Source organism: Bacillus sp. FSL K6-1218 (assembly GCF_038006445.1).
GTDB classification, from domain to species: domain Bacteria; phylum Bacillota; class Bacilli; order Bacillales; family Bacillaceae_G; genus Bacillus_A; species Bacillus_A thuringiensis_S.
In genome coordinates, this window is record NZ_JBBOVE010000001.1 from 2681375 (window position 1) to 2695350 (window position 13976).

Here is a 13976-nt window from a genome sequence, read left to right on the forward strand (position 1 = left end):
ATGTAAGGCGGGGAAAACATGGAGTTTATCGTTAATCACAAACAATTCACTCAAGCACTTTCAGAAGTAAGTAAAGCAATATCAACAAAATCTTTAATTCCTATATTATCTGGCATAAAAATAACTGCAGATCAATCTGGAATTACTTTAATTGCAAGTAACTCGAATATTTTTATCGAAAAATTCATTCCTGTTTCAATTGAAGACGAAAAGATTGCAACTATTTTAAAGGCAGGAACTATTGTTGTACCTGCAAAGTATTTCATTGAAATAATAAAGAAAATGCCAAGTGATATAGCAATAAAAAGTAAGAATGAGCAAATTATTAAGATACAATCAGAAGAAATCACATTAAGTTTAAATGGATTTCCTGCAGATGAGTTTCCGAATGTACCGCTTATAGACAATCATGCAGAAATCAAGGTAGAGACAGAGCAATTGATTGAAGTATTTAAACAAACAGTCTTTGCGGTAGCAAAAAATGAATCTAGACCTGTTCTTACAGGGTTGCATATAGTTTTATCTAATAATAAGTTAATTTGTGCTGCAACTGACTCACATAGACTAGCGATACGTGAAACGCGAATTTCCTCAGATGTAAAAGCAAATTGTATTGTACCAAGCGCAACCATTAGTGAACTTCTAAAATTAATGAACAGCAATTCGGAATTCGTATATATTTACCTTTCAGAGAGTCATATTATATTTACGCTCGGAACAACTACATTATATTCAAGACTAATCGAAGGGAAATATCCTAATATTTCTAACCTTATTCCAAATGATTTTAAAACGATTATTAATGTAGATAGAAAAAAGATATTACAAGGTGTAGACCGATCAAGTTTATTAGCAAGTGAGTGGGCCAATAACAATGTTAACTTAGAAATCATAAACGAATCTACAATTAAAATTTCTTCAAACGCTTCTCAAATTGGGCAAATATCCGAAACGCAACAAATAGATGTGATTCAAGGTGAAAAACAATTAAATATATCTTTCGATGGGCGTTTTATGGTTGATGCTTTAAGAGCAATAAAAGAAGAAACGATTACTTTAAGCTTTGGCGGTTCTATGAGACCGATATTGATTGAAGGAGGAGAGCAATCTGCAGCAGTACATCTTATATCACCAGTAAGAGCTTATTAGGGATAGAGGAAGGGATTACATTATGTACAAGCAGACTTTTGTTTTATGAAATCATAAATTAATACATTATAAGAATGATGTATTAGTATAGCAAACAGTTTACTAAATCCTACATAATATAATTCAATCATAGACAAAGCAGCAATGGTAATCTGAAATACAAAGCAAAATAATAATAATCTAAATATAAAAGCCATAGATTAATCGATACGGGGTGAGTACGATGAAGAAAATAATTGTTTTACTCATTGGTATAGTTTTAATTATTTTTGCTTTTTATCAATACAACAAAAAAGACTATGCAGCTAAAAGTACTAACTTGTATGTAGAAGACTTTAAAGGGGCAAATGATTCAATAAAAATACAATCTGCTATTAATAAAGCAGCGTCTAGTAAAATAAAAACCGTATTGCTTGATGATAAAAAGTATAAAATCACGTCACCAATCATTGTTAAAAAAGGTGTGAAATTATTATTTAGTTATGGATCACAATTTGTGATTGAGGGAAACTTTAGAGTTCTAGAACTAGAGAAAAACGCATCCATTGAAGGAGCGTATATAGCTATTGACGATCCTAAATTTAACTCTGAAGTTATTTATTTAGACGGTAAAAATAAATATTATAACACTTGGAACAAAACACAAATAAAAGATATAAATATTATTAATTGGACGGAAACGAATAAAGGTACCGGAATTTCTTTATACTCTGCTGGAAAAGAAAATGAAATTTCGTTTGTTAACTTCGAAAACATTAAAATTGTAGGAATGGAAACCGGACTAAAATTAGTAGCAAAAAAACCGAACACCGGACAAGCTTGGATAAATGCCAATCGTTTTATGAACTTTTCTTTAGAAGACTGTGTAAATATGATTTATATGGATAGTCAAGTAACTACGCCAAATGAAATTAGTGGGAATCAATTTACAAATCTTCAAATACAGCCTTCAAATAAAACAAAAAGCATTATACAGGTAAGTGGGCAGCATAATGAATTTCATGGGATGGTATGGGATTTAAATAAAATAAAACATGAAAACGAACTCATTGAACTGACTGATAAGAGTATGAATACAGTGGTTGAAATGTCCAGTGTACCAGCAAATAGAGTTTTAGATAGTGGGAAATCCAATATAATAAAGTAATATTTTTATTTATGAATTCACTTCTAAAAGCAGATAGAAATAAAAATTTTAGACAGGAGATTCAATATGTGGAAAACAAATATTATCAAGACTACTAGAGGAAAATTCGAGTATTTTGTGAAGGGAGAAGGTCCGCCTTTATGCGTTACACATATGTATAGTGAATATAACAATAATGGAAATACTTTTGCAAACCCATTCACTGATTTTTATAGCGTATATTTAGTTAATTTAAAGGGTTGTGGGAATTCAGATTTAGCAAATAGCGATTCCGAATTTAGTATGACGGAAACGGTTAAAGATTTAGAAGCGATTCGCGAAGCTTTATATATTAATAAGTGGGGATTTGCTGGTCATTCAACAGGAGGGATGTTAGCTCTTGTATATGCGACTGAAGCACAAGAAAGTTTAACGAAAATAATTGTTGGTGGCGCAGCGGCGAGTATGGGATATGCATCCCATAAAGATAGTATATACTGTAGTAAAAATGAAAATTTTAATAGAATCGTATCAATTATGAATAAATTAAATGATGATAGTATATTACAAGAAGAAAGAAAAGCATTGAGTAGAGAGTGGGCACTTATGTCTTTTTATTCTGAAGAAAAGCTTGAAGAGGCATTAAAATTGCCGAATAGCGGAAAGACAGTTGGCAATCGGTTAAATTATTTTAGACAAGTTGAATATAAAGATTATGATGTTCGTCAGAAACTTAAATTCGTAAAAATCCCAAGTTTTATATACTGTGGTAAGCATGATGCGCAATGTCCCTACATATTTTCTCGTGAAATAGCAAATTTAATTCCGAACGCAGCATTAACTAAATTTGAAGAAAGTAATCATAATCCATTCGTTGAAGAAATAGACAAGTTTAATCAGTTTGTAAACGATACATTATAATCAATAAGTAAAAAGCGAATCTTCTATATAAGACAGATTCGCTTTTTACTATAATTAGACTTTTCGCCACCAAGCATACCTAGGATAGTCTGTAGATTTCAACGTAATAGATTCGCCAATTTGAGGCGTTGTAATTTTAACTCCTAAACGGTTAGCTTCTTTCGTAACACGTTCTATCGGGTCACTCCATTCGTGTAATGCTAACGTAAAAGCACCCCAATGAATCGGAAGAAGTAATTCTCCTTTTATAAAGTACAAATCGCACAGCAGCAGCTAAGACAAATATTAAGTACATGTAAATTGTTTTTATTTAGTAAATTCCTTCTTATACGCAACAAAGAACATATGTTTCATTGTATGTTATAGAAGAAAATATGTCTCTAATAAAAGAAAGGAAGGAGAGGATGTAAGTGCACATAGAGCAAAAAAAGAAATCAAAATGTAAACTATCAAAATCTGAAATCATGCATTTGTATACTGAAGGGAAGAGCACCTCAGAAATCGCTATGCTTGCTAATGTGTCTGCAAGGTATATTCGTATGGTTTTATCAGACAATAACGTACCAAGGCGCGCTATAGGGAGTTGGAAGAGAAAGTATGACATAACAGAAGATTATTTTAAAACGTGGTCAAACAATATGGCTTATATTTTAGGGTTTATAGCAGCAGATGGTGTTATACAGAAAGAAAATCAATGTGTCAGTATATCTCAAAAAGAAAATTACATTTTAGAAGATATAAAACAAGAACTAAACACCAACCAGCCACTATATCGAAATAAAAAAACAGGCGTATATATGCTAAACATTAATAGCAAAGTAATAAAAGACGATCTAATGAATATTCACGGAATCATGCCATGTAAATCATTTAACATTGAATTTCCTTTAGTACCAGAAGAATATTTGCATCATTTTGTTCGTGGATATTTTGATGGGGATGGTTACGTTAAGTATGAAACTTATACAGTAAGCTTTGTAGGAGGATCATATAACTTTATGAATTCTTTAAATCAGGTACTACAAAATCATAATTTACCAGCCGATTTACTAAATCAAAATAAACATTATCGCGTCATTTTAACCGGAAGAAAACCAATACAACTATTTTCAAAGTGGATTTATAAAGACAAAGATATTTATCTGCATAGAAAATATGAAGAATTTCAGAAAGAAAGTCTAAGTCTAGATCAATTAAAAGATCGAAAGCTAAAAAGAACTCAAGCTGCTGTTAAGCAGAGAAAACAAAATTTCCTTAAGGAATATATGAAAAATAAATGTATCGCTAAAACTTGTTCCATTTTAGAAATAAAGGAACCAACTTTTAAAAGTTGGTTAAAAAATGATAATCAATTTAAAAAAGACTATGAAAGAATTCATTCATTATAAAAATGCAAGAAACCTTAGTATATCTATGCTAAGGTTTCTAATTTGGGATTATTAGAGGACACTCATTTTCGTTTATAGAACTTAATAAACACATAGATTTTACAATGAATTTATTAGTAAGGAAGGGAATATGAAATGCTCACTAATAATAGTCCGGAGAATATATTACATACAGCTTATGAAGGAAAAAGGCTTTATAACCTTTGTGAACCTCTAATTAAACCAACACTTAAGAAATAAGAAAAGATATTATTATGCTATTCAAGAACAAGAACTAACAGATAAAGAGGCTTTCGTGATGTATGGTAATACGTATTTAGATTTAGGAGAAGTTCAAATTGGTCTTTATGGAAATGCTCGATATTCAACATTAAATTTAATAACAGCAGGTAACGAAACATTTACTGATATTAATTATAAGAAAGAGCAATTAGTAAAAGGTTACGTAGCAACAGATAGACAAATAGATTTACATTTAAATATAGTTTACGAAAAATTAGGTTTATATCAAAATTCAAAACCTTTTATCCCTGTATTTAAATCAACAGACTTATCTATACTTAACGAAATTGCAAACACAATCAGTAAAGATTTAGTCTTATTGTTTAAAGAAAACTATAAACCTTTAAAAGAATACTTTGTGAGCAGCAGATACTCTAAAGAAATAACTTATGATGAGTTTTTTATCTGGTGGTATCACTTTTTCTATACAAAAGTAACTGAAGAATTAATAAAACAAGGTGTAATTATAACAAGCGCACAAGAAAATCAAACGTACATAATCCATTAATAACTTTAGATTAAAGTGCTAATATACTTTTACAAATGTAGCAGCTAAATGGATAAATAATTATTAGTAAATAGAGGATAATCTGAAATTAAAATCTAACATATGAAGAAAATGAAATATTTAAAGGGGAGAAGAGCTATGCAAAAGAAATTTATCAATCCAGAAACGATGCCACCAACTTTTGGATACTCGCATGTAGTCGAAGTTAGTAACGCTAAACGAACAATTTACATATCTGGATAAGTAGCGATTAACACTGACGGTCAAATAGTTGGAATTGACGATTTAGCTACACAAACGCGACAAGTATTCGAGAATATTAAAAGTGCATTAGAAACCTCGGAATTAAAATTTAATGATGTAGTCAAATTAACATTTTTCTTAACTGACATTTCTCAGATGGCCATTGTTAGAGATATTCGAGATCAATACATCGATACTAAAAATCCACCAGCAAGTTCAGCTGTAGAAGTTAGAAAGTTAATTAACGATAACTTTTTAATTGAAATTGAAGCAATTGCTGTAGCAAACTAATTTTAAAAACTTATTATGAATCATATCCATGCAATTCGTTTAATGCGTTCATTTAAAACGAATTGCATTTTTTATTGTCTTAAATATAATTTATATCTGGAGACATTATCATCAACAACTCATAAAACAACAACAAATAAGCACACAATCGATTACACAGAATGAATCCGATGAAAAGGGAAGCGTAACAATCTACACTAACATATAATAAGTTTATTACTTTCATCCAGTTAACATAATATATATTATAGGCAGTTATAGAAACAAAGCAATATCAGGTATCAAAACCCAAGTAAACTATACTTAATGAGACGAAACAGAGATTTTTAGTGAGATTCACATGAAATCTTATCTAAACAAATTTCTTCAGTTTTTATCGTTTTTATTTGTTATAAATTCATCACAGCAAATCTTAATCAATAATCACTTAAGATTTAACGAATTAAAACATTTTTGATTGGTAAGAAATTTTTATACAGAAAAATTATTTCTATACAAAATATAAATTAGTAATTTTATTTTATGTTTTACTTAATGAATTTATTGCTATTTGCACATGTTTTACAACTTTACATTATTTGTTGTTATTTCTGTTATTTAGGCTTGACTTTCATTACACTCATTGTTTTTTATTCTAGTTAACATAACGCTTATTTTTAACATAAAAAAATCCTCCTCACCTTCAGGAAGATTTTTTGTTTGCTATTATTTTATTTATATCTTCTAGTAACAATCCCAATTGTAAATGACATTGGAAAAATCTAGATTTAACAGCTCTTCCTTACGTATAAAGAAATTAGCAACCCCAGAATCGCCCCACATAATATTTAATGAATCGTCTGTATCGATTTGCAGCAATAATATGTCATGTTGCTGGTATTTTTCTTCCCATTCTCTCGGATCTGTCTGTGTGAAAAATGGATATCCACCAATTTTATGTCCTTGATCTTTACATAAATCATCATACAGTTCGCCTAATTCTGTATTATTTTCTTCATCAACAATTTCTTCCCAATCAATATCCTCACTAAACATCTTTTCAAATCGATAATCCCTTGACGTTACGGGTTGATAACCTAATTCAAACATTAATTTCGCTGCTTCAGGTATGATAAAGTCCTCTAATTCTAAGGTGTTTAAATAACTAAAATCAGTAATAACCTTATTTAAATCTTCTATAATTGTAGAATGATAAATAATTCGAAAGTCTTTTTGGATTGTTGGATGATCAAAATCTGCTCCGTAAAGCTCATCACCAGCACTTACGAAAAACTGTAACATTCCCTTTTGAGGCATATATTCAACATGCGGAATTTCTTCAAAGTTTAACTGCGCAAGTAACATCATAGGTTGTCCGTTTGAGTCTTTAGGATGCTCTTGATCTATAGGTAAATACGGATATCCACCAAACTTACTTTCAAAAAGCGTTGTCTCTGCTTGCGTTCCAGACACTTTAACATACGGTTTCACACTTTCTTCTAAAATACTACGATACTGTTCTAGTTCTTTCGGAATTTGAAGTTGATACGTATTCTTCACTACATTTGCCTCCCTTTAGTAATGAATTGAAAATGCCTAACTTAATTATATAGCAAGCGATAGCTTAATTGAAAATCGTTAAAAATCCATTTTCACCCTCATTTTTTGCGCGCTTGGCGGACAAAGTAAATTATGCTCTAAAACCTTTTTATTGATAGTTCGAATTAATTCCGCTGCTTCTGTAGTATTTGTATTTTCTTTTAGCTTTTCTTTTAAATCGTCAATTTCTTTTGAAAGCTCAATCCACCTAGGCAAAACATGATTATTTGCTAAAGTTCTATAAAGTTGCTTTTCAGGATTGTAAGAAAGATCTTTATCAAGATTAAGAGGTTTCCCTTTACCAGGTAAATTATCAAAAGCTCCTTTCTGTTCTGCTTGTTTAACGATAGAACTAATATGATCCTCATACGTATAGGACCAAACTTTCTCATCTTTCACTAAAATCTCTTGCTTTTTTAGTTTTTTATCTAGTTCTTCTTGATTCATAGATTCTCTCTCCTTTTTATTTTCTAATGTCGTTTTTGTAAATTCTAATGCCCTTAATCCATCGAATAGCTTTTCTCGCCACCATACGCTATCATGTCCGCCTTGAAACTCTTCGTAAGTGGTTTGGTATTTCTTTTCTTCTAAAGCTTTATATAGCCGTCTATTAGCCGTTAAAAGAGGTTCGTTTTCGAGTTCACCTACTGCTATGTAAGAATGTAGATGAGTCGCATTAGAATTTATTGATGAAATTTGATTTTCAATCCAAGGAATATCATTTTCAAAAGTTAGTTCTTCTAGCTGGTTAACATGATCTACAGCAATATGTGACGGTATTCTATTTTCGTAAATTAAATAATTGAGCGTTTTTGCGATTGAAGATTACTTAATACATGGATTTTTATTAAAGACAATGAAAAGTTCTTGAAGATGTGAAGTTTAAGAATAATTATGAGGTAGGTCAAGGTGTTTTACCCTTGCTGTAATGTGACAGTAAAGATATTTAATTTTGATAAAATTATACAAGAGCCTTGCTACACTTTTGTAATAAGACTCTTTAAATAAGTTATTTACTAGAATAATTATCAATTGCTTGAATAGAAAGTTCCAACGATTTTATTCTTCTTTCTAAAAGCGTTCTTTGAGGACTTCCAAGCGTTGACTTATCGTAAATCTTTTCAATTGATGGAAGCAAACCAATAAGAACATTACGAGTTTCTGCTAAATCTTCCTGAGTATAATGATGAGTTTCTTGCTTCCAAACGCTTTCTAACATAGCTAAGCCGATACTAACTGCATTGAGTCTTTTTTTCACTAAAGTAGTATTTGATCCTTTTTGAGTCATCTGTGATAAGGCATTTTCAAGTTTACTAATTGTTGACTGTAAAGATTTTATTGATTCCAATTTATCTATATTTGATACGTTTTCCATGTTAATGTTGTCCCTTCTGCATTGTTGACTTATTTTGTTTAAAGCTTGAGTTCACTCGAAATATTTTAACATAAATAACTAACTGTATTGGAGTTGGACAATACCTTAAAGGAAAACAGCTATTCTTCTCTCCTCCCCTATATCATTCTATAATATGTACTTCTTTCTTCTCGTTAGAATTCCTATATAAACTAGTTGTTAATGTTGAATATTTTATGAACAAAAAAACGTACAAGTAATGTAACCTGTACGTTTTCGCTTTTATTCAGTAAGGTAATAAAGTAATAGCTTCCTGGTCTTCTCATAACTTATGAAATCTCTATACAAAATGGGATAATTCACAATTTCTGTTTCTAGAAAATGATATTGTGGAAACCACTCAAAAAACGATTTTCTTAACCACTTTATTTGTTGAAACGTAATGTTCTGTTCGTTTCCATTTAGTATAGAATTTAAAGTAGCTGCTGTATGCATCCAATAATGATTAAAATCAGCGTTTATACAATCATCTTCGGTAAATTTACTTTTTAAGTCTCGCTGCAATTTTGCTGTAGCACGATAAGGAAACGGTTTATGAAGTGGAATATGCATTTTCTGCAATTCATTAAAAATAACCCTTTTTCCTAACTTCAACTTTCCACCCCTTTATTTCTCTATCCAATTTAATAAGTTTTCATAATGATATTGAGCATCTATATACCCAAGATTATATAGATTAACGAGCTTTTCCTTATTTCTTTCTATTCCGCTTATAGGAAGCTGTACACTTGGTTGAATTACATAAAAATTATCTTTTTGTTCTTCCCGATTCATATAAGATATCGTCTCATTATAAAAACGATAATGGTCTACTAAATTCTCTGCGATTTTCGGATATTTTCTATATAAAATTTTAGCCAGGCCTGAAAATTTATTTCGCTGCTTCTCATATCCTTCTGGCTTTGTCATAATGACAACGTTCTTTTCATAACCATCCTTTTGGGCTTTCAAAACTGGTATAGGGTCTATAATCCCTCCATCTAATAATTTTCGATTATTATATTCTACAGCAGGTGCTATAAACGGTACAGAGCTTGAGGCGCGAATGATTTTTAAAATATCATTTCCGTGTTCTGCTTTATTATAATAAATGGCTTGTCCTGATTCGCAATCAGTCGTCCCTATGACAAACTGTTCATTACATTTTAAGAAAGTTTGAAAATCAAATGGTACAATTTTATTAGGTACTTCATCAAATAAAAAATCCATTCCGAATAATTCGCGTTTTCGAATCAAATTTCGATAAGATATATAACGGTGATCTGCTACTAGCTCTGTATTTACTTTCTTATTTCTCCCTTTTTGACGTGATAAATAAGTTGCTCCCATACAGGCTCCAGCTGATACGCCGACTACATACGGAAAGAATAAGTTCTTTTCCATGAAATATTCGAGTACACCTGCAGTATATAAACCTTTCATTCCTCCGCCTTCTAATACTAAACCTATATTCTTCATGCTATATCCCTCTGCTTCTTTTTTCTTAATTTCATATTAGCATAAGATTTTAAGATGAGGTTATATAAACTAATTACAACAATAACCAGAAAATACTAAAGTAATGTCATAATATCTTTGTGAGTAACATGTTACAATATAAGTAATTCATTCCACATATATTAAAGGAGGAATTTAATATGGGTTTATTTAGCGGTATTTTAGGAAATGCATCAAATACGAGTTCTGAAAGTGTAGAACGTGATTTAGAGAAGATTATGCTAGACGATGAAAAAGTAGAGCATGCTTATAAATTAATTCGTGATCTAATCGTATTTACAAATCGTCGTCTTATTTTAGTAGATAAACAAGGAGTAACTGGCAAAAAAACAGAATACCATTCTATTCCTTATAAAAGTATTACACAATATAGCATCGAAACGGCTGGGCATTTTGATTTAGATGCAGAACTTAAAATTTGGGTGTCTAGTATGGAGGATCCAATTACGAAAGAATTTAAAGGTGACGATAGTATTTTAAGCATTCAAAAAGCGTTAGTAACATTTACGACAAATTAGTAGTTTTTGTATTTTTATTCACTTTTAAAATTACTAACCCGAGTATTTTGGAAGAACATACATTGTTTTTGTATATTTAATCTAAAGTAACATAAAAAGGTAAAGCGTATTTTAAATGCTTTACCTTTCTTTTTTGTAATAAATAAGTGTAGTTTCATCATTTAATTTCTTTATAACTTCTGTTCTTTTATACCCCATCTTTTCATACAAAAAACAATTTTTCTCTTCTTCTAAAATAGTAGCAAGTTCCCAGCTCGTTGCTTTAAGAAACATTTCCTCAATTAATGTAATCACCTTTTGAGCAATTCCTTTTCCTTGATAACCCGGATGAATAAACATTGGACTGATCCAAAATTTAGAGGGTGTTTCTTTTTGTGAAATGCATATCGCTCCAACAAGATTCATAGCCACTATTATTTTATAGAAGCCACCGTCTACATGATTTATTCTACAAATAGTTTTTTCGATAGTTTCATTTGCTGGATTTGTTTCATAGTCTTTATATTTATGTAATAAAGGGCTAAATGAGTCTATTTGCATTTGAAATATAACTTCTGCATCAGTTTCTGTCGCCTTCTCTAATATGATATCCATGTTACCAATTTAGACGCTTTCTTAAAGATGTAATATGAGCTGTATGATGACGACCATGCCATGCGTATAGTCCTATTGCAACAGCAAGTTTTGTTTCACCAGTTTCAGGATGGTTAAATGTCTTTTCTAAATCTTCAATTTCTAGAGAATATAAAAGGTTAACCCATCTTTTATGTAATGAATCTAGCATTACTAGTGAAACATCTACTGGTAATTTTGAATCAGGTAACTCTGCCCACTTCTCTTCTTTATACGGCTTAATAGTTGGATTCTTTTCTGTCAGTGCTAATTTAAAGCGTATGTAGCTATTCATATGGCTATCAACGACGTGATGAACAACTTGACGGACCGTCCAACCTCCAACGCGATACGGTGTATCTAACTGCTTCTGATCTAAATCTTTAATTGCCTTTGTTAGTTCATTAGGTAAATCTTCAATTTCTTGAATCCATGTATCAATCATTTCTTCAGTTATAGGACGTTTGTATGTAAATTGGCCAATTGGATAACGTAAATCATTCATGAATAAGTCCTCCTTATTATAAGCGCGAAGTATTTCTCCAAATATAATGTACAAACTTCACATGTTCTCCATTTAATTCTACAGATGTTGTATCTGATTCGTTTTGATAAGAAGAAAATCCACTTTTTTCTAGTACAATTTGTGATGCGAGATTATTAGTAGTTGTTTTAGCATGAACTTCAGTAATTTCATTATTTTTCGCTACATCTAAAATTAATTTTACGGCTGCTGTTGCAACTCCTTTTTTAGTAAATTTTTCTCCGACCCGATACCCTAGCGAACTAATTCGAGTTTCCGTATCTATATCTACTAAATTGATTCGCCCTACAATTTCTTTTTCTTCATTACGAATTAAATAAAAATAAGAATCTCCATCCGCTTGTTCTATTAATAAATCGTCTAGTAGTTTTTGGAAATATTCAAATTCAAAATATTTTGAGCCACGATTTGGTACCATTGTTTCAAAGAAAGATTTATTCGTAAGTTCAAACGTAAATAAATCCTTAGCATCTTGTTTCTTTAGTTGCTCTATGTATATTTCCATCCCGTATTCTCCCTCTTGATTTACTAACTGTTATACATTCTTTTTTAATCAATCATATTCCTGCTATTTTTTTCGATTAAGCAATACAGATAGTAGCACTTTCGGATGAAAAAGATGAAATGGACTACGAATTAAATTCATCACTCGTACTAAACGAATATAAACATCAGAATCATTCGCGGATAGTCGATATATTTGTTTCGTATACCATAGCTGAAATTTTTGTTTTGTAGTTAATTCTCTCTTTAGCTGCGGGTGACGTGATATTTCCGTCGTTGTCATATCCCAAGGGGTTTCTATTATAGTAGCTGCCTTTTTATAAAATTGTTGTGTAAATGTTTTATCAAGTTGTTTTCTACCTTGCAGAAGTAATTGCAACTGGTGAGCCTCCATAGCAGCAACTGATACGCCTTGGCCGAAAACGGGATCAAAACGACATTGCGCATCTCCAACTACTAACAATCCTTCTGGTAAATTATTCACTAAATCAAATCGCCGACGTACTTGATAAGGGATTTTGTATGTCTTTATATCAGTAATCCCCTCAGCTTTGTTTAGAAACTCTGTAACATTAGAAATTGATAGGTTTTCAGCAAAATCATAAAACTCATCATCTGTTTGTGGTGCTTTCTCATTTGCGTATCCACTGAAAGTAACAAAATAACGATTATCTTCTATCGTTTGAATAAGAACGCCATAAGGGTTATCAGGGAAACTCGGAGACATTAGCATATTACAACAGTCTAACTCCTCACTTTCTTTAAGTTTAAACATTTTCGTTGTGTAAAATAAATCAATACGAACTTTTTCTTCTTGTACTTCAATTTCGTATTCTCGTAGCCACTCTATACTTTTTGAACCAAATCCACTTGCATCAACTACAATATCTGCATGAACTTCTTCTTGTGTGTCTGTCTCTAAATATTTAACTTTTACTCCACACACTTTGTTAAGCTTTCCATCTACCAATAACCCTTTAACCAATGTTTCATATTTAATAGTAATATTAGAAATTTGGTGTATTCGTTTTTGAATATACCATTCTAGCAAAGGACGACTTTGTTGAATCATATGTACTTCCCCTATGAATGGCTGTTTCCATAAATCAAATTGATGCCATTTTAAATCACGAGTAAAGTTATTTACGATACTACCTGCTTCTATTAATTCATTCGTAATATTAGGAAACAATTCCTCAATTGCGTTTTCTCCACCTTTTAATAACACATGAGGATGATTACTTTGTGGAACTCTTTTTCTCGAAGACTTTCCATCCCATCTTTCACCAGCTTCTATAATGATTACTTCTTTAAAAGAAGTTGATAATGCTTTTGCTGCGAGTTTTCCTGCCATACTTCCACCAATAACGATAGCCGTATTAAACATATTTTCCCCCTTAA

13 protein-coding genes and 4 pseudogenes are annotated in these 13976 nt (G+C 31.0%); 7 read left to right on the plus strand and 10 right to left on the minus strand.

Annotated elements, in window-relative coordinates; genetic code table 11:
• Positions 1-18: 18 nt before the first annotated feature.
• The 3 genes from dnaN (at position 19) to MHI26_RS13580 (ending at position 3196) form a co-directional block, all read left to right on the plus strand.
• Positions 19-1149 (plus strand): DNA polymerase III subunit beta, encoded by a 1131-nt coding sequence (dnaN, locus tag MHI26_RS13570; RefSeq protein WP_061667067.1) that lies wholly within the window; start codon positions 19-21, stop codon positions 1147-1149.
• Between the two features lie 223 nt (positions 1150-1372).
• Positions 1373-2296: a hypothetical protein gene (locus tag MHI26_RS13575; RefSeq protein ID WP_061667068.1), complete on the plus strand. Its 924-nt coding sequence runs from the start codon at positions 1373-1375 to the stop codon at positions 2294-2296.
• 66 nt (positions 2297-2362) lie between these two features.
• On the plus strand, positions 2363-3196 hold the full coding sequence (locus tag MHI26_RS13580) for an alpha/beta fold hydrolase (protein ID WP_061667069.1): 834 nt from the start codon (positions 2363-2365) through the stop codon (positions 3194-3196).
• Positions 3197-3250: 54 nt separating this feature from the next.
• Here the strand turns inward: MHI26_RS13580 and MHI26_RS13585 are convergent.
• Positions 3251-3445 (minus strand): annotated as a pseudogene (locus MHI26_RS13585) (MBL fold metallo-hydrolase); the annotation flags it as partial.
• 161 nt (positions 3446-3606) lie between these two features.
• Here MHI26_RS13585 and MHI26_RS13590 point away from each other — a divergent pair.
• From MHI26_RS13590 to MHI26_RS13600, 3 genes and pseudogenes are all read left to right on the plus strand, one after another.
• Positions 3607-4584, plus strand: coding sequence for an LAGLIDADG family homing endonuclease (locus MHI26_RS13590; protein WP_061667071.1), 978 nt, complete (start codon positions 3607-3609; stop codon positions 4582-4584).
• A 153-nt stretch (positions 4585-4737) separates the two neighbouring features.
• Positions 4738-5374: pseudogene (locus tag MHI26_RS13595) on the plus strand (hypothetical protein); the annotation flags it as partial.
• Between the two features lie 138 nt (positions 5375-5512).
• Positions 5513-5908: pseudogene (locus MHI26_RS13600) on the plus strand (RidA family protein).
• Between the two features lie 723 nt (positions 5909-6631).
• Here the strand turns inward: MHI26_RS13600 and MHI26_RS13605 are convergent.
• The 5 genes and pseudogenes from MHI26_RS13605 to MHI26_RS13625 form a co-directional block, all read right to left on the minus strand.
• Positions 6632-7447: a YwqG family protein gene (locus tag MHI26_RS13605; RefSeq protein WP_061667900.1), complete on the minus strand. Its 816-nt coding sequence runs from the start codon at positions 7445-7447 to the stop codon at positions 6632-6634.
• 78 nt (positions 7448-7525) lie between these two features.
• Positions 7526-8491, minus strand: a pseudogene (locus MHI26_RS13610) (DnaJ family domain-containing protein); the annotation flags it as partial.
• A gap of 4 nt (positions 8492-8495) precedes the next feature.
• Positions 8496-8861, minus strand: coding sequence for a hypothetical protein (locus tag MHI26_RS13615; RefSeq protein ID WP_061667898.1), 366 nt, complete (start codon positions 8859-8861; stop codon positions 8496-8498).
• A gap of 261 nt (positions 8862-9122) precedes the next feature.
• Complete coding sequence (locus tag MHI26_RS13620) at positions 9123-9494, minus strand: YxiJ-like family protein (RefSeq protein ID WP_061667897.1); 372 nt, start codon at positions 9492-9494, stop codon at positions 9123-9125.
• Between the two features lie 12 nt (positions 9495-9506).
• Entirely contained in the window at positions 9507-10358 is an 852-nt protein-coding gene (locus MHI26_RS13625) for a patatin-like phospholipase family protein (protein ID WP_000789260.1), read from the minus strand.
• A 179-nt stretch (positions 10359-10537) separates the two neighbouring features.
• Here MHI26_RS13625 and MHI26_RS13630 point away from each other — a divergent pair, with 179 nt between their 5' ends.
• On the plus strand, positions 10538-10915 hold the full coding sequence (locus MHI26_RS13630; protein ID WP_000522473.1) for a PH domain-containing protein: 378 nt from the start codon (positions 10538-10540) through the stop codon (positions 10913-10915).
• 120 nt (positions 10916-11035) lie between these two features.
• Here MHI26_RS13630 and MHI26_RS13635 read toward each other — a convergent pair whose 3' ends face one another.
• The 4 genes from MHI26_RS13635 to MHI26_RS13650 form a co-directional block, all read right to left on the minus strand.
• Entirely contained in the window at positions 11036-11509 is a 474-nt protein-coding gene (locus tag MHI26_RS13635; RefSeq protein WP_061667896.1) for a GNAT family N-acetyltransferase, read from the minus strand.
• Position 11510: 1 nt separating this feature from the next.
• Positions 11511-12032, minus strand: a complete 522-nt coding sequence (locus MHI26_RS13640; RefSeq protein WP_000999070.1) for a YfiT family bacillithiol transferase — start codon at positions 12030-12032, stop codon at positions 11511-11513.
• Between the two features lie 16 nt (positions 12033-12048).
• Complete coding sequence (locus tag MHI26_RS13645; RefSeq protein WP_061667895.1) at positions 12049-12576, minus strand: GNAT family N-acetyltransferase; 528 nt, start codon at positions 12574-12576, stop codon at positions 12049-12051.
• Between the two features lie 63 nt (positions 12577-12639).
• Positions 12640-13962 (minus strand): FAD-dependent oxidoreductase, encoded by a 1323-nt coding sequence (locus MHI26_RS13650; RefSeq protein ID WP_000483451.1) that lies wholly within the window; start codon positions 13960-13962, stop codon positions 12640-12642.
• Positions 13963-13976 lie beyond the last annotated feature (14 nt).